This is a genomic window from Gilliamella sp. ESL0405 (assembly GCF_019469205.1).
Lineage (GTDB): Bacteria > Pseudomonadota > Gammaproteobacteria > Enterobacterales > Orbaceae > Gilliamella.
This window is the reverse complement of sequence record NZ_CP048265.1, coordinates 1,612,081-1,634,192: the sequence shown is the minus strand read 5'-3', so window position 1 is coordinate 1,634,192 and position 22,112 is coordinate 1,612,081. Positions and strand designations below refer to the sequence as shown.

Below are 22,112 nucleotides of genomic sequence, written 5' to 3'. Positions count from 1 at the left end.
ATTTATAAAATTTAGATAATTAATCGTTTTGATTAATCTGTTGTAATAATTCCTGAGCCGCAACACAAATTCGTTTTCGACAAAAAAGAATTTGCAGACGACTGCCACCAACTTGATACCATAAAATAGCTGAACGCACGCAGCCTAGCAGTGAAGTTCTTACTTTAGCCTGAACCAGTGAATTTTGTAAAAATTCAGCTTTACCTACTACTTTTATTTTGGTTGATAAAGGGCTGATAATGTCTGAATAGATTCCGGCTAATGAGTAAGACAAATCATCAATGTGGCTTTCAATGGTTTCAAAGTCCATATTGTTTTGGTAAAGCCCTGAAATGCGTGTTAAACGCTGATCAATTTTATTTAGCGCTTCACTATTTTTTAGTAATTTATTAGTTACACTCAACGAGCCAAATAGATAACGAATAATTTCTACTTGCTCTTTTTGTCCGGACGTCAAAAGTTGTACCAGAGTGTGTAAACCTGTTCGAATATTTTTTATACCATCATAAACATCATCGGTGGTTAAAGGCGAAGTATTAAATATGCTTTTAATTGATCGTTGATAAAGTTCATTACTACAAATACCTGTATTAGCTAATTGTGGAATTAAAATTGCACTTTGGGTAACCCCGGCTAAAGCCATTGCGATATGATGATACTTGTTATTCACACTCACACTCCTTACTACTGACTATTCTTTGCTCGATAATGCCACCGCCAAGGCAGACTTCTCCTTGATAAAACACCGCTGATTGTCCGGGTGTGACCGCTGCAACTGGTTGATCAAATAACACTTCTATGGTGTCTTCGCCTAATGGGGTGACTTGACAAGCAATATCTTGCTGGCGGTAACGTGTTTTTACGGTGCAACGAAACGGTTGGGTAACCACTTGTCGATCAACCCAATGTAATTGCTTAGCTATCAAGCCGTTGGAAAATAGAGCAGGGTGATTGTGACCTTGCGCAACGATTAGTTCGTTATTTTCGATATCTTTATCGACCACATACCATGGAGTATCATCGGCTTGTTTTAGCCCACCGATACCCAGCCCTTTACGTTGTCCTAAGGTGTGATACATAAGCCCTTGATGCTTACCAATCACTTCACCATCAACGGTGCGAATAACGCCTGATTGAGCCGGTAAATAGCGTGCTAAAAAGTCACTAAATTTACGCTCACCAATAAAACAGATACCGGTAGAATCTTTTTTCGCTGCTGTTGCTAATCCTAACTGCTTAGCGATTTCTCGCACTTGCGGTTTTTCCAGTTCTCCTACCGGGAATAAACTTTGACGAACTTGATCTTTACTAAGTGTATATAAAAAATAACTTTGATCTTTGTTGTTGTCGATTCCTCGTAACAATTGAACTTGATCACCGTTTTCCCGTTTGCGAACATAGTGCCCGGTTGCAATATAATCGGCGCCAAGATCTTCGGCCGCATATTCCAGAAAGGCTTTAAATTTAATCTCTTTGTTACACAAAATGTCGGGGTTTGGTGTTCGACCCGCTTTATATTCTGATAAAAAATGTTCAAACACATTATCCCAATACTCGGCAGCAAAGTTGATAGTGTGTAATTTTATGTTCAATTTATCGCAAACAGCTTGAGCATCGGCTAAATCAACCGCTGCTGAGCAATATTCTTCCGTGTCGTCTTCTTCCCAGTTTTTCATAAATAATCCAACAACATCATATCCCTGTTGTTGTAATAGATATGCTGAGACCGATGAATCGACGCCACCAGACATGCCGACCACGACTTTTTTTCGAGAATTTATATTAGACATAATAACAAAATTAATAGGCAAAAAATTTTGCTAAATTTTATCATAATTACGGTAAAAAGTATAAAGTTATGCTGGTAGCGGTTTATCCAGTGTCAAATTTTTATACTCAAACCTTTGATAAATCAGCGCAATCTTAGCCAAATTTCAATCGTCAGAGTTCGCATAAAAAAACGAAAATCAGTCAAACCAACAATTGCCATGTATTTTATCAATCAAATTGTTGGTTTGTGTTAATGCGTTTTGTACTAAATTAAATCTTTTAACAAGTACACGACATGACCAACAATTTCATACTCTTTCGATTTATATTTATTACCAACAATCGTTGGATATTTAGGATTATCATGTATAAATACTAAATTCGAACCATGATTTTGAATTCGTTTAATACTAATCTGATCTTCATACTGTATCGCATAAAGATAACCGTCAATTGGTTTACAGTTTGCTTGATTAACAATCAAAATATCATGATTAGATATCGTTGGCTCCATACTATCGCCTTTCGCCCAAACGGCGGTAAGGTCTTCTATATTACATCCTTGTCGCTTAATTAAGCTTATATCAAATGGGATTGATTCGATATGTGAGAAAGCGCTACTACTTTCATTTAAGTGGTGCAGAGGTATATGAACTGAGTTACGACCTTTACTTTCTGGCACTAAGCGACATTCGCCTTTACCGGTGGCTAACCATTCTATAGGAACATCACATTTCACAGCAATGATTGCTAATCGATTTAAAGAGGGATATGTTTTTCCGCATAAATAATCTCTTATTACTGCTTCTGACATGCCGACTTTTTTAGCAAAAGCGTTGCCGGATAAACCTTCTAAAACAAGCATTAATCTATTTTTAAAGTTAATTACTCCTGTATTAGTTAGAGCTCGTGTTTTTTCCTGTTCGTCTTGTGTTTTTAATTTGTTTTCCATTGTTTTTCATTCCGTTTTCTGTTGCTTTTTTTATTTTTATTGTTTTAATTCGTTTTTTTATGTGTTATTCTTTGTTGGTAACTTATTAACAATTTGATATTGTAATACCGATAATCTCTACAATAGCAAAAAAATTAACCAATAGAGGATCTCATAATGAGAGAACAAGATCAAGACTGGTCACCATCAAGAGTCGTTGGTGAAATCAAAATTAGAGGTGGAAATTTAAGAGCTTTATCACGTTCAAGTGGTTTACAAGCCGATACATTAAGAAATGCGTTATACCGCCATTGCCCTAAGTATGAACGGATTATTGCGGATTATTTACAAGTGCCAGTTGAGAAAATTTGGCCAACAAGATATGAAAACAAAAGAAAAAAATAATTTTTTTGATTTAAATAAAAAAAGACACAATTTAAGTGTCTTTTTTTTTAAATATCGTTTTATCGATAAAAATTTGCAGATAAAACTTTATTGACTACTTTTTAGCTTGTTCAGCGGCCTTAACAATCACTGCAAAAGCATCGGCTTTTAATGATGCACCACCAACTAACGCACCGTCGATGTCTGGTTGAGTAAACAGTTCTGCTGCATTTTTATCGTTGACTGAGCCACCATATTGAATAATCACTTGCTCAGCGACTTTGGCATCTTGTTTAGCAATATGATCACGAATGAATTTATGTACAGCTTGTGCTTGCGCAGGAGTGGCTGATTTGCCTGTACCAATTGCCCAAACCGGTTCGTAAGCAATAACTGCACCATTGAACGCTTGAACGCCTAATGCGTTAATCACTGCATCAATTTGACGTGCACAAACTGCTTGAGTTTGACCCGCTTCGTTTTCTGCTTCAGTTTCACCGATACAAAGTACAGGCACTAGACCGGCTTCTTTCAACACGCCAAATTTTTGTGCGATAAATTCGTCTGATTCTTTGTGATAAGTACGACGCTCAGAGTGACCAATAATCACATGCGTAACGCCAACTTCTTTTAACATGGTTGCAGATACTTCACCAGTGTAAGCGCCGGAAAGATGAATATCGACATCTTGCGCACCTAAAATAATATTCGATCCACCTAATTGGTGTTTAACAAAGTCTAAATAGACAACCGGTGGGGCAATTGCAACATCACAATCGACATCAGTCGATAGCTCGTTTCTTAGTCCTTCTACTAAGCTTTTAGCCATTTCGATACTACCATTGAGTTTCCAGTTACCCATAACGAGTGGTTTTCGCATAATTTTCTCCAACTTATATTTTAAAAAGGTGTTGATTTCAGAATGAATTCGTTATAATACTACCTATTATATACCAAATAAATTGAGTTTGAGGAAAAATATGTCATTAGAAATATTGAATCAATTGGAAAGTAAAGTCCAACATACCGTTAATACTATCAATACATTACAACATGAAATTGCGACGTTAAAGCAAGGTAATCAAGAGTTGGAGCAACTGATCAATGATAGTTCTGATGAGATTAAAACCTTACGCGCTGAAAACGAAAAACTTAAGCAAGATCAACAAGTGTGGCAACAACGTATTCAAACTCTGTTAAGTAAAATTGGCGAAATAACACAATAGTTGTTGTGACTTACTCTCGAACGCGACTTATGTCGCGTTTCTTTTATCGATTCATTAAACGTGAAGATCAAATATAATGCGAGATAAACTTGAGTCATTATGGCTGACCGAAACCATTCATTTAATTGAAAGCGAATCCGGGCGATTTGCTGACCAAGATATTAATCGTCAAGTGAGATCGCTACAAACTTCGCCGATTGATCGTATTGTGATGCGTGCAGAAATGTTAGCTAAGCAAAATGGCTTATATACCATTGTAAAACGGCTATTACGTTCGGCTAAAATTTCCTTTTTTTTGTTATTAATTGTTTCGGTTTTTCTAGGCGCATCGCTTGCTTTTAGCGCATTAAGTCAAAATCCTGTCAATCTGTACTGGGCGCTATTTAGTTTGTTGGGTGTGCACCTTATTACTCTGTTTATTTGGCTTTGCTCGTTTTTTTTCCTTTCAAATTTTGGTGGCAGTTTATTAATTCACTGTTGGTTATGGTTAGCCAAAAAGCTTTATCAAAAAAAGACCGTTGAACAGCTTATTCCCGCATTTGTTAAGCTATTTGGTGCTCGCATTCGTTGGCTTATCGGTTTTGTTCTCAACTTGTTTTGGACGGTGATTTTAACCAGTGCTTTATTGCTGCTTTTAGTGCTGTTTTCAACCCAGCATTACAGTTTTGAGTGGAAAACGACCTTATTAAGTTCGGATACCATTATCCATTTAACTCATTATTTAGGCTTCTTACCGTCATTACTCGGATTTGATATTCCAAATGCTGATGTGATTAAAATGAGTGAACACGCTTTAAGTGCCGGTGAAATTCGTTCCGCATGGGCTGTTTGGCTGTTAGGGGTGTTTATTGTTTATGGGTTAGCTGTTCGCTTTTTGTGTATGGTTTTTTGTGGTATTAACTGGTTGATAAGTCGCCGTAAAATTGAGCTCGATATGGATGATCCCGATTACCAAATCCTTGCCAATCAACTGCAACCTTTAGATACCCAGATTGAGGATGAAGACCAAAAAGGGCATAGTCAATGGCGCTTGGCAAGTAAGCAAATAGAACAAGGCAATGGGGCATTTTTAGTTGCAGTAGATATTCAAGACAATTGGCATCCGCCGGAAGATGTACACTTTTCAGGTTTTCTTAATACCCGTGATAGTCGCACGCAAATGTTAGATTATCTTCAGTTATCACCGGCTAAAAAATTGTTAATAGCTATTGATACTGACCGATCGCCTGATAGAGGTTTATTAAACTTTATTAATCAATTGATGAATAAGTCGCAGCAGTGTCGAATTTGGTTTATTAATCAAGGTAAGCAGTATCATAATTGGCAGTCACTTTCTTTGATGCAGGCGGATCCTGTCTGGTTAACTGAGGATTGATAATATGCTGACAACTTTAAAATTAGCCGTGGTGGGGCATGCAAACGTTGGCAAAACGTCACTATTACGGGCATTAAGTCGCAACAGTCATTTTGGCGATGTTTCCGATAAACCCGGTACAACCCGACATGTAGAATCAATTAAATTACCTTTAGCGCACGATCAATCTATTATTTTTTATGATACACCCGGTTTAGAAGATAGTTTGGCACTTTATGAATATATTAATCAGATAGTGCCGGCTAATGCTAAGCTTGACGGCGTTGACAAATTAACGTTTTTTTTACAAAGCCCGGAGGCAGAAAATCTCTTTAATCAAGAAGCTAAAGTGATTCGACAAGTGTTAAATAGCGATGCGGCGATTTACGTGATAGACGTGCGTGAGCCTATATTAGACAAGTATCATGACGAGCTGGCAATTTTAGCCAATAGCGATAAACCTATTTTAGCAGTGCTTAACTTTACTGCCGAAGAAAAACAAAATGAAAAGGATTGGAAAAGATTGCTATCTCGAATAGGGATTCATGCTATCATACGCTTTGATGCTATTTTCCCACCACTCGATGGTGAGGAGCGTTTATACCAAAGTTTAGCACTTTTGGTTGAACCAGCAAAAGAGATTTTAAACCATTGGTTAGCTAAGATTGCTCAAATGCGTCAATCTCGTAATCAAACCGCTAATCGGATTATTGCTGAAGCCTTAGTTGATGTGACAGCTTTTTATGAAATGGCTAAAGTTGATGATAAACAAGCCATTACCGATATGCAAAATAAGGTTAGACAACGAGAGCAAACAGCAATCAACCAATTGTTAAAGCTGTATCAATTCGATTCATCGCAAGAGAGTGAAGAGAATTTACCTTTAATCAAAGGTCGTTACAAAGCCGATCTTTTTAATGTTGATGCTTTAAAAACTGTCGGTATGCATTTGACTAAAGGTTTTGTATCAGGTGCTACTATCGGCGCCAGTATTGATTTGGCAACAGGTGGTATTACCTTTGGCTCTGCTGCTTTAATTGGCGGGGCGGTTGGTAGTTTGATGCAAACAGCTAAACATTATGGTGCCAGAATGCGCTATCAGCTTTCTGGATATAGTAAATTAAGCGTCGATGATGTGATTATTTGTTTTCTTTCTTTACGTCTTATTCGACTGAAAGAAAGCCTAAATCATCGAAGCCATGCGAATTTATCGCCGATTATGTTGTCTAAATTAGACCAGAGCGAATGGGAAAAAGGACAGTTACCTAAATCTCTTAAGGTAGCAAGACGATATTCACAGTGGTCGACTTTAAACAAGGGAACAAAAAGAAATGATAAGAAGAGACAATCAACAATTAGGAGTGTTGCCGAGCAGCTCTTTTAATTTGAATAAGCGTTTTTTAATCACTGCATTACTTTTTTGCCTTTTTACTTTATTTGGTTGTAGCACTAGTCAAGGGCAAGTGTCGACAAAAAACTCTAAATCTGATCCACAAATGTTGGCTAAAATTGAGTCACACTACAAAAAGTGGAAAAAAACACCTTACCGCTATGGTGGAACAACGTTAGCAGGGAGTGATTGTTCCGGTTTAGTGATGAATTTTTTCAAAAACCGACTTTCTAAAAACTTACCAAGAAGCGCGGCGGAGCAGGCTAAATTGGGCTATAAAGTTACCCAACCAAAAGCAGGGGATTTAGTATTTTTCAAAACTGGACGAAGCCGTAGTGGTTTACATGTCGGTATCTATTATGACAATGGTAAATTCTTACATGCTTCAACTTCCAAAGGGGTTATCTACTCAAATCTGAATGAAGATTATTGGAAAAAACACTATTGGATGACTCGCCGAATAACCGATAAATAATTATTATTTATTTTCGCAAGATTTGTTAAAAGCGCTTTAATTGCTGTCAGTTAAAGCGCTTTTTTCTATTCTAACCTAACCATTTGTCAATCAAACCTTCTTAATCATATCTTATCGTTTATCCATTCTTATTTTTTAACCATACTAATTATTTACCAATAGTTATATTTTGATCAGAGTTATTGTTCATCTATATCATCTGAATTGTAGAGCATAATAACAGTGGTTTTTGCAATCCTATCCGCCGTGTAAAACGAAAAGAATAAGCCATGTACTTACTTTATTAATTGATAAGTACAGGGCTTATGATTGTTAATCAGATATTATCTTAAGCTAGCTATCAGCTGGTGTTTCGATATCTGAATAAGTTGCTAACATTTGTAGGAATTTATATTTAGACTCTACCATTTTGGTCGAGCGTTCGTGTAAAGTATCAGCAACTTGCGGCTCTAATGTTTCTAAGCGACGGAAGCGTTGCTCTTTCAGCAAGATGTTGGTCAATGCTTCACTGTTTGGCGTTTTAGAATCTAACACCAGTCCCGGTTTACCCTCTGCCATGCGGCGAGGATCGTATCGGTAGAGTGTCCAGAAGCCCGATTTGACGAGATCTTTCATCTGTTCGTGTGATTTAGACAGATCGTAGCCGTGCTCTTCACAAGGGCTGTAAGCGATAACCAGTGAAGGTCCACTATAAGCTTCGGCTTCTTGTAAGGCTTTTAGTGTTTGGTTGAGTTGTGAACCTAATGCGACTTGTGCCACATACACATGACCATACATCATCACGCTAACACCTAAATCTTTACGCGCTTTATGCTTACCTAAATCAGCAAATTTAGATACCGCTCCCATTGGCGTTGCTTTGGATTGTTGACCACCGGTATTAGAGTAACATTGTGTATCTAACACTAAGATATTCACATTTTCAGTTAAGCTCATCACATGGTCAAGCCCACCAAATCCGATATCATATGCCCAACCGTCGCCACCAATTGCCCAGACTGATTTGTCAATTAAATAATCGGCGTTTTGTATCAGCTCTTTTGCTTCATTGGATTCGATATGGGCAAGTTGTTCACGTAATATCTTAACTTGCTGACGTTTTTCGTCAATTGGGGTTTCGGCTGATTGTAGCGCTAAGACAATTTCAGGTGATATTTCGCCGGCAACATGTTCCAACAAACGCAAACTGCGTTTTTTGTGTTGATCGTAGCTAATACGATAGCCTAAAGCAAATTCAGCGTTATCTTCAAACAATGAGTTTGCCCAAGCCGGACCTCGCCCATTACGATCGGTGGTATACGGGGAAGCCGGTAAGTTACCACCGTAGATAGATGAACAACCCGTTGCATTAGCGATTGCCAGATGATCACCGTACAGCTGAGTTAATAGTTTAATGTAAGGCGTCTCACCACAGCCAGCACAAGCGCCGGAATATTCAAATAGTGGCGTAAGCAGTTGCGAAGTTCGAATATCGATCCGTTCGAGTGTTTTCATTTCACGATCAGGTAACGCGGTAAAGTAATTATAGTTAGTACGCTGGGTTTGTAGGTTATCGATTCGTGATTGCATGTTAATTGCTTTTATCTCGAAGTTATTTCTGTCTCTTGCCGGGCAAACCTCAACACATAAGTTACAGCCTGTGCAGTCTTCCGGAGCGACTTGCAATACATAGCGTTGTCCTTTCATATCTCTTGCTTTCACTTCAAGCGACTGTAAGGTGTCAGGTGCATTTAACATCTCATCGGGTTGAACAACTTTGGCACGGATTGCCGCATGCGGACAGGCAACAGCACAATGGTTACATTGGGTACAAAGTTCCGGTTGCCAAATTGGGATTGCTTCGGCAATATTGCGTTTTTCCCATTTTGTTGTGCCAACCGGCCAAGTGCCGTCAGGCGGAAATGCCGATACCGGTAAAGTGTCCCCTAAGCCAGCTAACATTGCTGCTGTGACCGTTTTAACAAAATCAGGTGCATTATCCGGTACGGCCGGTGGCATTGATTGACTGCTTTGATCAACACAACTTAATGGAATTTGTTCAAGCGAAGCAATGGCCAAATCAAGCGCTTTCCAGTTGTTTTCGACTAAATCTTGTCCTTTGCTACTGTAGCTTTTTGCTATCACCTCTTTTAATTGAGCAATACTAAAATCATTTTTGAAGATTTCAGACAGGTGAAAGAAGGCCGCTTGCATTACGGTATTAATTCTGGCACCTAAGTTGCATTCACGGGCAATTTTTGCCGCATTAACGATATAAAAGTGTGCCCGTTTTTTAATTAATTGTACTTGTACCTCTTTGGGTAAGCGGTGCCAAACTTCCTCTTTACTGTAAGGGGTGTTAAGTAAGAAGATACCGTCATCTTTTAATTTATCAACGATCTGATATTTATCGATAAACTGATCTTGATGACAGCCAATAAAGTGAGCACTGGTGATCAAGTAAGGCGAATCAATCGGTTCTAAACTGACTCGCAAATGCGAGGTTGTTAACCCGCCAGCCTTTTTAGAGTCATATACAAAGTAACCTTGAACATAAAACGGTGAACTATCACCAATAATTTTAATATTGTTTTTGGTAGCCGAAACCGTGCCGTCACTACCGAGTCCATAAAATAGCGCTTCAAGTGCCGATTTTTGGGCGATGGATTCGGTCGGTAATGGTAAAGATAAGCCGGTGATATCATCATAAATACCCACGGTAAAACGTGGTTTTGGATTGTCCGATACTAGTTCAGCAAAAATAGCCAATACGCAACGTGGATCAAACTCTTTTGAGGATAAACCATAACGTCCGCCGATAATTTTCGGTAGTGTTTGCCGTTCTCCTTGAGAAAAACTTTCAGCAAAGGCCGTCATAATATCTAAATAGAGTGGTTCGGCTTGTGCTCCTGGCTCTTTGGTGCGATCTAATACAGCAATTTTTTGTACCGTTTCGGGGATAACTGCCAGTAGATGTTTAGCTGAAAAAGGGCGGAACAATCTAACAATCACAACCCCAACTTTTTCGTTATTTTGCAACAGATGATCGACTACTTCTTTTGTGGTGCTGGCACCGGAGCCCATAATCACGATAATACGTTCAGCATCATTTGCGCCGTAGTATTCAAAAGGTTGATATTTGCGGCCGGTTTGTTTTGCAAAAGCCTGCATCGCATCAACAACATGTTGATAAGTTTGATGATAATAAGGATTAACCGCCTCTCGACATTGAAAGAAGGTATCGGGATTGGCCGATGTGCCTCGAGTAACCGGTTTATCAGGCGTTAAGGCACGAGCACGAAATGCGTCAATGGCATCAGTTGGTAATAATTGGCGGATATCATCATCGCTAATAGGGTGAATTTTATTCACTTCATGAGAAGTTCGAAAGCCGTCAAAAAAGTGTACAAACGGTACACGACTGTTTAAGGTGGCAATTTGTGAAATTAACGCCATATCCTGCGCTTCTTGAACAGAGCTTGAGCAGAGCATAGCAAAACCAGTTTGTCGCACTGCCATGACATCGGAGTGATCACCAAATATTGATAAAGCATGCGTGGCAATGCTACGTGCTGCCACATGCAGTACAAATGGTGTGAGTTCCCCGGCTATTTTGTATAGCGAAGGAATCATTAATAATAAACCTTGAGATGAGGTGAAAGATGTCGATAATGCACCGGTCATTAACGCACCGTGTACGGTCGAAATTGCGCCCGCTTCAGATTGCATTTCAACCACTTTAGGGATATCACCAAATACGTTTGGTTTATCAAATTCTGCCCATGTGCTAGCTTGCTCAGCCATAGATGAGCTAGGGGTTATTGGATAAATGGCAATGACTTCGTTTGCCCGATAAGCGACGGATGATACCGCACTATTAGCATCTGATATGATCATTAAAAAACCTTGTGTTTTATAGTGTTACGACATTACTTAGTTATTATAATTTTTCGCTATTGTACCAGAAAGTAAGATAGCTTTTAGTTATTTTTATGTTAAATTTTTTGGATAACTTGTTGAATTTGCCTATTACAAAAAGCGTATGAGTTAGGATCAGGAAGCCAATGGCTATTACTAAAAAGATTGCTTGTTTGTTGAGTATTTTGCTTGTTATCGCTGCTGATTTATTGGCGTTGTATAATTAATAAGCCAACTGTTTTTGACACTTGTTAATGACATGGTTCAATATTACTCAATCTTTGACAGATTGAATAATATTGAATGAATAAAACTACTTGATAACAACTCGTTGGCTATCGGATGATTGGATAATCTCGCCTATCACCCACGCTTTTTCGCCGTGGCTGCTGAGTATATTAATTGCTTTTTCAGCAAGCTGTTTCGGTAAAGCGATGATTAAACCAACGCCACAATTAAAGGTACGATACATTTCGTGGCGCTCAACATTACCGGTTTTTTGAAGCCAATTAAATACGCTTGGCCATTGCCAACTACTTTCATTGATGACTGCCTGGGTGTTATCCGGTAATACTCGTGGGATGTTTTCCCAAAAACCACCACCGGTAATATGGGCAATGGCGTGGACATCGATTTGTGCGATTAAATCCAACACCGATTTTACATAGATTTTAGTTGGGGCTAATAGATGATCGGCAAGGGGCTTGCCGTCGAGTTGTTCAGTCGCCGGATTGACACCACTGACTTGAAGAATTTTACGAATTAAAGAGTAGCCATTAGAGTGGGCGCCCGAAGAGGCGAGGGCGATGAGAGCATCACCGTGTTGTACTTTGCTTCCGTCAATCATTTCGGCTTTTTCAACGACGCCGACACAAAAACCGGCTAAATCATAATCATTGCCATGATACATACCGGGCATTTCAGCCGTTTCACCACCAACTAGCGCACAGCCCGACTGTTTACAGCCTTCGGCTATACCTGTTACAACCGTTGTTGCCACATCGACATTAAGTTTACCTGTTGCATAATAGTCTAAGAAGAATAGCGGCTCAGCACCTTGAACAATCAAATCATTAACACACATTGCCACCAAATCGATACCAATTGATTCATGACGGTTTAAATCCATTGCAAGGCGTAATTTGGTGCCGACGCCGTCAGTACCGGACACTAAAATCGGCTCTTTATATTTTTGTGGAATGGCGCAAAGGGCGCCAAAACCACCCAGACCGCCCATAACTTCAGGTCGCTTGGTCTCTTTTACGACAGATTTAATGCGATTAACCAGTTCATTACCGGCATCGATATCGACGCCGGCATCTTTATAACTTAAAGTATTGTTGTTTGACACGGGGAGCAATCCTTACAATAGAAAAATTGGTCATTATTTTAGCAAGGAAGATGTTGATTAGCGAACAAATATTTGTAAAATAACTTTTTAATTCTTAAGATTAATTATTGTCGAACCAACTTTCTAAAATAATGATTGCCGAAGTGGCATCGACTCGACCTTTCTCCAGCGCTTTATATCCACCGGAAGCAAAAATATGCGATTTGGCTTCGACTGTTGATAATCGTTCATCTTGCAAATGAACTTGATAACCAAACATGCCATGTAGTCGGTTAGCAAATTTACGAGCACGGGCCGTTAAGGGTTGTTCTGTTCCGTCCATGTTAAGCGGTAGCCCGACAACTAAATAATCGGGTTTCCACTCATTTAATATTTTTTCGATAGCTTGCCAGTTGGGGATGCCGTCCCGTGCTTTAAAAGCACAAAGCGGACTGGCTGTTTTAGTCACATCTTGACCAATAGCGGCGCCAATGCTCGCCGTTCCGAAATCAAATGCAATAATGGTTGCCATTGGTTAAGCATTTCCCATTAGGTGTGAAATCGTATTAATATTAACACCTAATGATTCTGCCGCTTTTTGCCAGCGATCGTCAATCGCTACTTCAAAAATAATTTGCGGATCAGCTTTGGTGACCAGCCAATCGTTACTGGCGACTTCATCTTCCAGTTGTAAAGAGCGCCAACTGGAATAACCCAATGTTAGCAAGAGATCTTTAGGTTGTTCAGGCGAGCCAATCGATTTTAGTGCATCAAGCGAGGTGGTGATCATCACATCATCAGAAATTTGAATACTTGATGCAAACCCTTTTTGTGGGGTATGCAAAATAAATCCTTGCTCTTCTGCAAGTGGTCCGCCGCAAAAAACCGGATGCTCTAACTCAGCACAATTTTTGCTTGCGGTGATTTCTAAACGTGACAAGACTGTTTCAACGTTCAGATCTAAAATAGGTTTGTTAATAATAATACCCATGGCACCATCACGGTTATGCTCACAGATATAGACAACTGAACGACTGAAAAACGAGTCTTCAATCGTTGGCATGGCGATAATAAAATGATTTTTTAAGTTCATATGCTCACATTTTTTTAGTTTATAAGGCGCATTGACCAATTTTAACTTTGTGCTCAACCACACAGCGCATTAATAATTCAGCTTCTTGGGTTTCTTCATTGAGAGATTTTGAAACTATTTCAAAATTTTGCGCTAGATAAAAATCAATAGCGGCTGTGTTTTTTTCATAGACGTGAACCAGTAGTTCATTAAAACGTTGCTTTGCTTTATTCACTAGCGCTTTTCCTGTGCCTTGTCGTTGATAAGCCTGCTCAACAAATAGGCCAGAAATATAGTTTTCGGTAAGCCCAATAAATCCTTTTACACCATTAAGGTCTTGCACATAGACCGTTGACATCGGGATGAGCATCTTAACTAATTGGAAATTTTGTTTAAAAAATTCAGGATCGATAAAATCATGTGCTTGTAGATTTGCTTCAAGCCATATTGACATTACTTTATCTAAATCGGTACTTTGGAATTCTCTTATCATTTTTTAACTCTTTTTATTTAAACGGTGTTCGATTGCATCCATTAACATTCCGGTAATTGAAAGACCGGGATTTGCCGCTTCAATTTCGCGAACACAAGTTGGGCTGGTGACATTGATTTCAGTTAATTTATCACCAATAATATCAAGCCCTACAAATAGTAGGCCTTTTTGTTTTAATGTTGGCGCAACACTGCGGGCAATATGCCAATCGCTCTCACTTAATGCTCTAACTTCGCCATGTCCACCAGCGGCAAGATTACCCCGGGTTTCGCCTTTTTGTGGAATGCGAGCCAAACAATAAGGCACCGGTTCACCGTCAACAACTAATACACGTTTATCACCGTCTTTTATTGCGGGTATAAAGTTTTGCGCCATGCAGTAACGGTTATTGTGTTCAGTTAAGGTTTCAATGATCACCGACACATTAGGATCATCTTGTTTAATACGAAAAATGGAAGATCCCCCCATACCGTCGAGCGGTTTTAGAATGATATCGCCATGCTGTTGGTGGAATTCCTTAATCTGTTTGGTTTGACGTGTCACCAGCGTTTCCGGCGTAAATTGAGCAAACCAAGCCGTAAAGAGCTTTTCATTGCAATCACGTAAACTTTGTGGCTTATTGACCACCAGTACGCCTTTGTCTTCTGCTCGTTCTAAAATATAGGTTGCATAGATAAACTCAGTATCAAAAGGTGGATCTTTTCGCATTAAAATAACATCAAGTTCACTAAGTGCGATTGTTTGTTCATCACTGGTATCAAACCAATGTTCGTCATTATTGTAGACAGTTAATTTGCGTGTTGTTGCACAAGCTTCACCATTACGTAAAAAAAGATCATTCATCTCCATATAAAAAATTTGGTAATCTCGTTTTTGTGCCTCAAGTAACATGGCAAAACTGGTATCTTTTTTAATTTTGATATGACTAATACGATCCATAACAATACCAAGCTTAATCATGGTCTCTCCTTACTGATTTTTTTGTTTTTTACTGAAATTATGGTGGTGACTTGTACTATCTTGTTCTTGCGTTTAGATTTGACTGAAACATTAGGATAGATAGTGGTTTATCACTATTTATAAAGTGTGATATCCACTATCATACCTGTTACAGATTAAGATGCAAATATTAAACATCTATTATCTTGTCTATTTAGCTTAAATTACCCTAAATCACCAAAACAGACTTGTAAGGCGGTAATTGCGGTAAGAGCGGCGGTTTCGGTACGTAATACACGAGGTCCAAGTAAGATATCGGTGAATTGATGTTGATGAGTCATGTCAATTTCTTCATCTGAAAGCCCGCCTTCAGGCCCGATGAGTAAGTTAATGGTTTTATTATCGCACGGTAATTGGTTTATTGTTTGCTGAGCTTTAGGATGAAGGTTGAGTTTTAAGCCTTCGGTTAAACTGGCGCACCAATGGGATAATTTCATAACTGGTTTGATTTCCGGGATGATGTTTCGCCCGCACTGTTCACAGGCTGAGATAACAATTTTTTGCCATTGCTGAACTTTTTTTTCAAGCCTGTCTTGATCGAGCTTTACGCCACAGCGTTCTGAAAGTAGCGGGGTAATGGTGTTAACCCCAAGTTCAACCGATTTTTGGATAGTAAATTCCATTTTTTCACCACGGGATATGACTTGCCCGAGATGAATATTTAATGGCGATTCTCGATTATCCAAAACGGTGCTGGCCGTTTTGACCGTCACGGTTTTTTTGGTGATTTCGCTAATCGTTGCTGGGGTTATCTGATTAGAGCCGTCAAACAGGATAATATTTTCACCGACTTTCATTCTTAGAACACGGATCAAGTGATTAAATGCATTATCATCAAGAGTAATAGAGCTGTTTTGAACAATGGTATAGGGCTGAAAAATTCGAGTCATAGTTGTGAATAATTTGCTTAATTTAAAATAAATTATAGCGTAATTTAATAAGATTCGGTAATCTCTATTCAATACTAATTAGTCAGTGGAATAAGTATGAATACAAATTGTAAAGATCGAGTGTTAATTGAAGGATTAACGCTATTTACCACAATCGGTGTTTATCAATGGGAAAAGAACATTAAACAAAAGTTAATTCTCGACCTTGAAATGGCTTGGGACAATCAGCCGGCAGGCAAAACTGATGATGTGTCACTGTGTTTAGACTATTTTGCGGTTAGCCAAACAATTACCACCTTTATACAGTCAAACCAATTTGAACTAATCGAGTGTGTTGCTGAGCGTATTGCGGAACTGGTGATAGAAAAATTTGGTGTGAATTGGTTAAGAATTAAAGTTTCAAAACCCGATGCCATTGCAAATGCGGGTAATGTAGCTGTTGTGATCGAGCGCACAGCCAATTGATTGACTAATTAAGAGTAAAATAATCTGATCATGAACAAAAAAACACCGTCGATTGCCAATCATCATAAGGGCAAGGGCTTTGAAAATCAGGAACCGTTTAAAATTAAATTAGTCGATACGTGGCGTTGGCGTCGTCAGCGCAAGGTGTTACCGCCTAAAGGGGGATATCAAGTATTTAATCAAACTTGGTGTGAACCGATTGATGTGACATTAACGGATGATCGAGTTTGGTGGATTGGTCATTCAACCACCCTAATTCAACTTGACGGTAAAAGGATTTTAACCGATCCGGTGTTTTCCAAACGCGTCTCACCCTCCCAGTTTATCGGCCCTAAGCGCCGTACCTTGCCGGCAATCACGCCGGATCAATTGCCAACTATCGATGTAATCGTCATTTCGCATAATCATTATGACCATATGGATTATCATAGCATTCGCCAGCTGTTGGCTCGTTTTCCGAATGTTGTGATGTTAGTTCCTTTAGGTTTAAAAAAGAAATTATCTAAGTGGGGCGCAAAGCAAGTCATCGAATTAGATTGGTGGCAGTCGGTAAACGTGACAGGGTTAACGTTTACGGCAACGCCAGCCAAACATTGGAGTAATCGTGGGCTTTTTGATGTAAACAAAGCTTTATGGTGTGGCTGGATGATTCAATCAAATGTGGATGATAAACAACAATGTAAAACTGTCTATTTTATGGGGGATACCGGCTATAGTCCGATTTTAAAACAGATCGGCGAATGTTTTGCACACATCGATTTAGCATTAATCCCGATAGGGGCTTATGCGCCACGTTGGTTTATGCAATCTCAACATATCGATCCCAATCAGGCGATTTTATTGTTTGATCAGCTTCACTGTCAGACCGCAGTAGCTATTCATTGGGGAGCATTTGAATTGGCTGATGAACCGTTAGATGAACCGCCAGCGTTATTAAATGAGTTAAAAGGTGATCGTGCGTTTTATCTTTTAAAAATAGGTGGTAGTCATACTATCAATCGCTTAGGTTATGGATTAAAATAGTTTATCTGTTTACAGCAAATAGACGTTATCTAACCACATTTTTAACAAAGGAGAAAAGGATGAAATCAGCATTACTTGCGTTATCTTGTATCGCTTTGAGTGTCGTTTTAGTTGGTTGTGGTGGTAAAAACGATCAGGGTAAAAAATATCATTGGTCTAAAGCTCATGGCGTTTTGGAAGATTGCCGTGGTGTAATGAATAAATCACAACAGTGCGAAAGCAACTCAAATAATCAGCAATACTTGTTTCAAATAGACAGGTATTAGTATGAGTGCTTGGTTGATATATGCATTGCTTTCGGCAATTTCGGCTGCTTTTGTTGCAATTCTAGGTAAGATAGGCTTACAGCATCTTGATGCAAACACGGCCACTGCAATACGTGCGATTGTGATGGCTGTTTTTTTGGTTGGCGTGGTTATTGTTCAAGGTAAGATAAATCTCATTAATACCTTTTTTAACGATAAAAAAGCATTACTTATTATTGCGTTAAGTGGGATTGCCGGGGCGTTATCCTGGTTGTTCTATTTTATGGCAATCAAAGAAGGTAAAGTTTCACAAGTTGCCCCGATTGATAAACTCAGTGTCGTTTTTGCCGTTGTTTTTGCGGTGATCTTATTTGGCGAAAAGATTTCATTTCTCGCCGGTATTGGCGTTGCTATGATAGCTGCAGGCGCTATTTTAGTGGCACTATTTTAATAGTGCATCAAACAGTGCCACTGTTACCCACTCACCTTGACTGACATTGCCACGCTGCTGTTCAAGTAAAATAAAACAGTTTGCTTGATTAAATGATTGGGTCAAGTGTGAACCTTGTTGCCCAGTTGAACTTACTTCTAACTCACCGCTTGAATTGATTTGCAATATGCCACGTTGAAAATCTAATCGACCCACACTTTTTTTAAGATTAGTTGCCGTTTTAACTTTAAAAGTAAGATCATTATTTGTAATTTTTTGACCACAAAGCGCAAAAATAAGCGGTCTGACTAATTGGTAAAAGGTGACCAGTGTCGAGACCGGATTTCCGGGCAGACCACAGAAAAGGGCTTTATTAATGTTTCCGAAAGCAAAAGGTTTACCGGGTTTGATTGCCAGTTTCCAAAAATCTACCTGTCCCAGCGCTTCAAGGACCTGTTTAGTATAATCCGCATCACCCACCGAAACCCCACCACTGGTGATAATTAAATCAGCTTGCTGCGCTGCGCAATCAAGCGCTTGTTTGATTTTGATTGGATCATCGGCAATGATGCCTAAATCGATAATCTCGCAATGTAATTTGCCTAGCAGTAACTTTAGAGTGAAACGGTTACTATCATAAATTGCGCTATGACTGGCTAACGGCTCACCCATTGCAGTAAGCTCATTACCTGTTGAAAACAGTGCAACTTTTAATTTTCTATAAACGATAATTTCACTTAAGCCTAAGGTGGCAAGTGTCGAGAGGGTTGGAATGGTTAATCGTGTACCTTTATCAACAATAATGCTACCTTGTTTAACATCTTCACCGGCAAGGCGAATATTATCACCGGATTTAATATCATTTAAAAATCTGATGCCTGTTGTGGATTTTTCAGTATGTTCTTGCATAACAACCGCATCGGCCTGAGCAGGTAACGGTGCGCCAGTCATAATTCGTAAACATGTTCCTTCTGGCCACTGTAAATTGGCGATATCATCACCGGCAAAAATTGTGCCCGCTAAAGGTAGTGTTGTGGACTGATTTACATCCGATAATCTGACAGCATAACCATCCATTGCAGAATTATTGAAGCTTGGTACGTTCATTGGCGAAATAATTGGCTCAGCCGTAATTCGATCCAGGGCGCTTTCTAAACTCACTTTCTCGCAACTAAGTGGCGAAGTCATTGCAGCGGTTTGAAGTATGGTTTTTGTGGCTTGTTCAAAAGTCAGTAACATTGATGTCCTACCTTAATTAAATTGTCCTTAGGTGATTTTTGTCAAGAAGTTTCAGAAAATTACTACGTTTCAGTATAAAAGATAGGATAAAGAACTTGGAAACTTAGGTTTAATCGCTTGAAGTTTGCGCCACCTTAAGGCGGCGCAATTTTATTGCTAAACGTTAAATAAAAAGTTCATTATATCGCCGTCTTGTACGACATAGTCTTTGCCTTCTGAACGCATTTTACCGGCCTCTTTTGCGCCTTGTTCACCGCCATATTTAATAAAATCATCAAAAGCGATAGTTTGCGCCCGAATAAAACCTTTCTCAAAATCAGTATGAATTTTACCGGCTGCTTGTGGCGCAGTATCACCAACTGAAATTGTCCATGCTCGAACTTCTTTTACACCAGCTGTAAAATAGGTTTGTAAATTCAATAGGCTATAGCCTGCACGAATTACCCGATTTAATCCCGGTTCGGTTAAGCCTAAATCTTGCATAAACTCATCACGGTCAGCATCGTCAAGCTCTGCAAGCTCAGCTTCAATTGCGGCACAAACTGGCACAACAACCGATTTTTCTTCAGCTGCAATCGCTTTCACTTTTTCTAAAAACGGATTATTTTCAAAACCGTCTTCGTTTACATTGGCAATGTACATGGTTGGTTTTAAGGTTAAAAAGCTTAGGTATTTAATGGCATCAAGCTCTTCTTTACTTAAATCAAGTAGCAAGAGTTTTTTACCTTGCTCTAAATGGGGTAAACATTTTTCTAAAATTTCTAACTCAAATTTGGCATCTTTATCGCCACCTTTTGCCCGTTTTTGTAAACGAGTGATCGCTCGTTCACACGCTTCAAGATCGGATAGCGCGAGTTCAGTATTGATAATTTCAATATCTTCAGCCGGATCAATTTTGCCCGCTACATGGACAATATTTTCATTTTCAAAGCAACGAACTACATGCCCAATGGCTTCGGTTTCACGAATATTGGCTAGGAATTGATTACCTAAACCTTCGCCTTTTGATGCGCCTTTTACTAAACCTGCAATATCGACAAATTCCATAGTGGTTGGCAATGTGCGCTGTGGTTTGACAATTTCAGCAAGCTGATCTAAACGCGGATCCGGCATTGGCACAACACCTGTATTTGGCTCAATTGTACAAAACGGAAAGTTAGCCGCCTCGATACCTGCTTTGGTTAGTGCATTAAAAAGAGTTGATTTACCAACATTTGGTAATCCGACAATCCCACATTTAAATCCCATACTGTATGTTACCTTTTATCATTAAATATCTTAAAAAATTAAGGGCTAATTATATACTAAATCACGCTAAATGTGCCAATGTTCTTATTTATGATGAAATCTAATTAAAAATCAATCATTAAGCTATTTGGCAGGTAGGCTTAATTTGTCTTTTCAAAGGTCAAACCAAGCTGATAAAGTTGATTTTTTTTCAGTCCATAAATTTCGGCCGTTAATGCTGCTGCTTGTTTTAATGGTAAGGATTTAAGTAATAATTTAAGGGTGCTAATAGCTTTGGCATCGATTTCATTATCGGTTTTAGCTTTTCCTTCCACAATTAAAACAAATTCCCCTTTCTGGCGTGCTGTATCCGTTTGCAGCCATTGAATCAACTCACTTACTGGATAGCTCACAATAGTTTCCCATGTTTTGGTTAACTCTTTTGCCAGCACCACTTGTCTATCTGCACCAAAGATAGTTTGCATATCTTGCAATGTATCGATTAATCGATGTGTCGATTCATAAAAAATCATGGTATGTGGCTGGTCAATGAGACTGGTTAAGTAATCTTGCCGGGCTTTTGCTTTTGCGGGTAAAAAACCTTCATAGCTAAATTTATCTGAAGGTAATCCTGCTACGCAAAGCGCAGCAATAGCAGCGCAAGCACCGGGTATTGGTACAACTTTGATATCATTTTCACGGCATGCTTTCACTAAGTGATAGCCCGGGTCGTTGATTAATGGTGTGCCGGCATCAGATATCAGTGCTATAGACAAGCCGGATTTTAGCTTATCTATCAATTGTTGTGCTCTGTCTTGTTCATTATGGTCATGGAGCGCAAACAGTTTAGCTTTAATGCCAAAATGCTGTAAAAGCAAACCACTATGGCGGGTATCTTCAACAGCGATAAGATCAACTTTTTTGAGTGTTTCAATTGCTCGAAGTGTGATATCGTCTAAATTTCCAATAGGTGTTGCAACAATATATAAAGTCATTATTTTAAATCACATTAAATTTTCGTAGAAAATACGTTAAAGAGACTGTACGAATGCCTATTTTATTGTATATACTCATGGCTTTCAAAATTAATTCAATTTAAGTCTTTTTTAAAACTTAAAGTAAGATTTTTAATCATTTGTTGTCTGTAACAAATATTCACTTAACAAATGATATAATTATGTTAAATCGTCGCAAAAGCGATGCTTTGCAACTTGCTAAAAAAAGTGCGCTATATTAGGTGATAAATAGCTTAATGCTCAGTGACTTGCTCAA

At 38.9% G+C, this 22,112-nt stretch carries 23 protein-coding genes; 9 read left to right on the top strand and 14 right to left on the bottom strand.

All coding sequences use genetic code 11. The features are described 5' to 3' along the window. Positions 1-19: 19 nt before the first annotated feature. The 3 genes from hflD to GYM74_RS07205 all read right to left on the bottom strand — a co-directional run bounded on the left by hflD (position 20) and on the right by GYM74_RS07205 (position 2,722). Entirely contained in the window at positions 20-670 is a 651-nt protein-coding gene (hflD, locus tag GYM74_RS07215; protein WP_220217552.1) for a high frequency lysogenization protein HflD, read from the bottom strand. After that, a complete protein-coding gene (mnmA, locus tag GYM74_RS07210) occupies positions 663-1,790 on the bottom strand; it encodes a tRNA 2-thiouridine(34) synthase MnmA (protein WP_220217551.1) in 1,128 nt (375 codons plus the stop codon). The genes hflD and mnmA overlap by 8 nt, the downstream gene beginning before the upstream one ends. A gap of 245 nt (positions 1,791-2,035) precedes the next feature. After that, positions 2,036-2,722: a LexA family transcriptional regulator gene (locus GYM74_RS07205; protein ID WP_220217550.1), complete on the bottom strand. Its 687-nt coding sequence runs from the start codon at positions 2,720-2,722 to the stop codon at positions 2,036-2,038. A gap of 156 nt (positions 2,723-2,878) precedes the next feature. On the opposite strand from GYM74_RS07205, the gene GYM74_RS07200 reads away from it, so the two are divergent. Next, positions 2,879-3,106 carry a helix-turn-helix domain-containing protein gene (locus GYM74_RS07200; protein WP_220217549.1) on the top strand — a complete coding sequence of 76 codons (228 nt, stop codon included), beginning with the start codon at positions 2,879-2,881 and terminating at the stop codon, positions 3,104-3,106. A gap of 94 nt (positions 3,107-3,200) precedes the next feature. Here the strand turns inward: GYM74_RS07200 and tpiA are convergent, their stop codons facing one another. Then, on the bottom strand, positions 3,201-3,965 hold the full coding sequence (gene tpiA / locus GYM74_RS07195) for a triose-phosphate isomerase (protein ID WP_220217548.1): 765 nt from the start codon (positions 3,963-3,965) through the stop codon (positions 3,201-3,203). Positions 3,966-4,065: 100 nt separating this feature from the next. Between tpiA and zapB the strand changes: the two genes are divergently transcribed. From zapB to GYM74_RS07175, 4 genes are all read left to right on the top strand, one after another. Continuing rightward, a complete protein-coding gene (gene zapB / locus GYM74_RS07190) occupies positions 4,066-4,311 on the top strand; it encodes a cell division protein ZapB (RefSeq protein ID WP_220217547.1) in 246 nt (81 codons plus the stop codon). Between the two features lie 76 nt (positions 4,312-4,387). Beyond that, a complete protein-coding gene (locus GYM74_RS07185) occupies positions 4,388-5,686 on the top strand; it encodes a DUF2868 domain-containing protein (protein WP_220217546.1) in 1,299 nt (432 codons plus the stop codon). 4 nt (positions 5,687-5,690) lie between these two features. Beyond that, positions 5,691-7,049: a DUF3482 domain-containing protein gene (locus GYM74_RS07180; RefSeq protein ID WP_220217545.1), complete on the top strand. Its 1,359-nt coding sequence runs from the start codon at positions 5,691-5,693 to the stop codon at positions 7,047-7,049. Position 7,050: 1 nt separating this feature from the next. Beyond that, positions 7,051-7,530, top strand: coding sequence for a C40 family peptidase (locus GYM74_RS07175; RefSeq protein ID WP_220217544.1), 480 nt, complete (start codon positions 7,051-7,053; stop codon positions 7,528-7,530). Between the two features lie 333 nt (positions 7,531-7,863). Here the strand turns inward: GYM74_RS07175 and nifJ are convergent, their stop codons facing one another. The 7 genes from nifJ to rsmE form a co-directional block, all read right to left on the bottom strand. Continuing rightward, a complete protein-coding gene (nifJ, locus tag GYM74_RS07170; protein ID WP_220217543.1) occupies positions 7,864-11,406 on the bottom strand; it encodes a pyruvate:ferredoxin (flavodoxin) oxidoreductase in 3,543 nt (1,180 codons plus the stop codon). A 334-nt stretch (positions 11,407-11,740) separates the two neighbouring features. Continuing rightward, positions 11,741-12,778 carry a phosphoribosylformylglycinamidine cyclo-ligase gene (gene purM / locus GYM74_RS07165; RefSeq protein WP_255556103.1) on the bottom strand — a complete coding sequence of 346 codons (1,038 nt, stop codon included), beginning with the start codon at positions 12,776-12,778 and terminating at the stop codon, positions 11,741-11,743. Positions 12,779-12,878: 100 nt separating this feature from the next. Beyond that, positions 12,879-13,289, bottom strand: coding sequence for a Holliday junction resolvase RuvX (ruvX, locus tag GYM74_RS07160; protein ID WP_220217541.1), 411 nt, complete (start codon positions 13,287-13,289; stop codon positions 12,879-12,881). A 3-nt stretch (positions 13,290-13,292) separates the two neighbouring features. Beyond that, positions 13,293-13,850 carry a YqgE/AlgH family protein gene (locus GYM74_RS07155; RefSeq protein WP_220217540.1) on the bottom strand — a complete coding sequence of 186 codons (558 nt, stop codon included), beginning with the start codon at positions 13,848-13,850 and terminating at the stop codon, positions 13,293-13,295. Between the two features lie 19 nt (positions 13,851-13,869). Next, positions 13,870-14,322, bottom strand: a complete 453-nt coding sequence (locus tag GYM74_RS07150) for a GNAT family N-acetyltransferase (protein WP_220217539.1) — start codon at positions 14,320-14,322, stop codon at positions 13,870-13,872. A gap of 3 nt (positions 14,323-14,325) precedes the next feature. Further along, entirely contained in the window at positions 14,326-15,282 is a 957-nt protein-coding gene (gshB, locus tag GYM74_RS07145; RefSeq protein WP_220217538.1) for a glutathione synthase, read from the bottom strand. A 203-nt stretch (positions 15,283-15,485) separates the two neighbouring features. Then, positions 15,486-16,211 carry a 16S rRNA (uracil(1498)-N(3))-methyltransferase gene (rsmE, locus tag GYM74_RS07140; protein ID WP_220217537.1) on the bottom strand — a complete coding sequence of 242 codons (726 nt, stop codon included), beginning with the start codon at positions 16,209-16,211 and terminating at the stop codon, positions 15,486-15,488. Between the two features lie 96 nt (positions 16,212-16,307). On the opposite strand from rsmE, the gene folB reads away from it, so the two are divergent. From folB to GYM74_RS07120, 4 genes are read left to right on the top strand one after another with little or no spacing between them, the layout of a single operon-like run. After that, complete coding sequence (folB, locus tag GYM74_RS07135; protein WP_220217536.1) at positions 16,308-16,676, top strand: dihydroneopterin aldolase; 369 nt, start codon at positions 16,308-16,310, stop codon at positions 16,674-16,676. A gap of 30 nt (positions 16,677-16,706) precedes the next feature. Continuing rightward, positions 16,707-17,699 carry an MBL fold metallo-hydrolase gene (locus tag GYM74_RS07130; protein ID WP_220217535.1) on the top strand — a complete coding sequence of 331 codons (993 nt, stop codon included), beginning with the start codon at positions 16,707-16,709 and terminating at the stop codon, positions 17,697-17,699. Positions 17,700-17,758: 59 nt separating this feature from the next. Beyond that, positions 17,759-17,965, top strand: a complete 207-nt coding sequence (locus GYM74_RS07125) for a hypothetical protein (RefSeq protein WP_220217534.1) — start codon at positions 17,759-17,761, stop codon at positions 17,963-17,965. Between the two features lies 1 nt (position 17,966). Further along, positions 17,967-18,395, top strand: a complete 429-nt coding sequence (locus GYM74_RS07120) for an EamA family transporter (RefSeq protein WP_220217533.1) — start codon at positions 17,967-17,969, stop codon at positions 18,393-18,395. On the opposite strand, the gene moeA is transcribed toward GYM74_RS07120, so the two are convergent. From moeA to rsmI, 3 genes are all read right to left on the bottom strand, one after another. After that, a complete protein-coding gene (moeA, locus tag GYM74_RS07115; RefSeq protein ID WP_220217532.1) occupies positions 18,387-19,613 on the bottom strand; it encodes a molybdopterin molybdotransferase MoeA in 1,227 nt (408 codons plus the stop codon). The genes GYM74_RS07120 and moeA overlap by 9 nt on opposite strands. Positions 19,614-19,769: 156 nt before the next feature. Continuing rightward, entirely contained in the window at positions 19,770-20,861 is a 1,092-nt protein-coding gene (gene ychF, locus GYM74_RS07110) for a redox-regulated ATPase YchF (RefSeq protein ID WP_220217531.1), read from the bottom strand. 140 nt (positions 20,862-21,001) lie between these two features. Further along, on the bottom strand, positions 21,002-21,835 hold the full coding sequence (gene rsmI, locus GYM74_RS07105) for a 16S rRNA (cytidine(1402)-2'-O)-methyltransferase (protein WP_220217530.1): 834 nt from the start codon (positions 21,833-21,835) through the stop codon (positions 21,002-21,004). Positions 21,836-22,112 lie beyond the last annotated feature (277 nt).